Genomic DNA, 1,100 nt, shown 5'->3' on the forward strand with positions numbered 1-1,100 from the left:
AGTTTTCATTTCCATCAGGACGAGGATCACTACCGGGTCGTGCACAAGTCCGGCCTGGTCGAGATACTCGAAGTCATGGGCAGCACCCAGAACCGGGTGGCCCTGCCTGTGGAGATTCGTTCACCCACGGGGCACAAGGTCACGCTCGGCTATACGCTGTTTGGCGGCGCTGATTACATACTGGCCTGGGTCAAGGACGATTCGGACCAGACCCTGCTGACGGTCGAGCGCCAGAGCACCTCCGTCGAAGTGTTGCTGCAGCCGTTCGCTGGCCCTGATGGCCGCCCGCTGGGGCGCTTTGCCATGAACCTGGGAGGCGCTGACAAATACGTCACCCGCATCACCCTGCCGACCGAGAACGAGGCGTCCTGGCGTTTTGGCTACAACCTGATTCGCGATCACCTCTGCATCACTTGGGTGGAGACACCCGCTGGCGGGCGCGAGGAAATGTTCTATCAAGACGCCGGCCATCAGTTCCCGGAAGGCAGCGGTCGCGCGCCGCTGCCCCGTGTCACCCGACACCTCACCGTCCCAGGCTTTGGCCAGCCGCCGATTGATGTCCGCTATACCTACAGGAGCGAAGATCCGGAGAAAGGCGAGACCAATTTTCTTGGCGCCGGGCTTCGTCTGCTCTGGGATGACGACGGCCTCGACAATCTCTATAAGTACATTGGCACCTACGAATACGTGTGCGCTGAGACCCTTTGGGTCCTCGATGACACGGAACCAGAGGCACGTCCGGGACGAAAAATTGAACGCAAATTCAACCAATTCCACCTGCTGACCCACGAAACGACGACCCAGAACAATAACGTCGAGACGGTCGAAACCACGTATTACCTGACCTCCGGCGTCGAGTTCGACCAACAACCCAAGTATTGCCAGTTACCCAAGACGGTCAGAACGACCTGGTCGCTACTCGATAATCCAAACCGCAGGCGCAGCGAAACCGTCAGCAACACGTATGACACACACGGCAACCTGCGGGTCCGAACCCTTGCCAATGGCGTTATCGAAACCAACGTCTGGTATCCCGCCTCAGGGGGCGATGGCTGTCCAGCCGATCCCGAAGGCTTTGTGCGCAACCTGAAAGAGCAAAC

General features: G+C 59.0%; 1 pseudogene. It reads left to right on the forward strand.

The features are described from left to right. Positions 1 to 1,100, forward strand: a pseudogene (locus AB4Z20_RS27955) (sugar-binding protein); the annotation flags it as partial.

The sequence above is a fragment of the Pseudomonas sp. KB_12 genome (genome assembly GCF_052114545.1).
Taxonomy (GTDB): Bacteria; Pseudomonadota; Gammaproteobacteria; order Pseudomonadales; family Pseudomonadaceae; genus Aquipseudomonas; species Aquipseudomonas brassicacearum.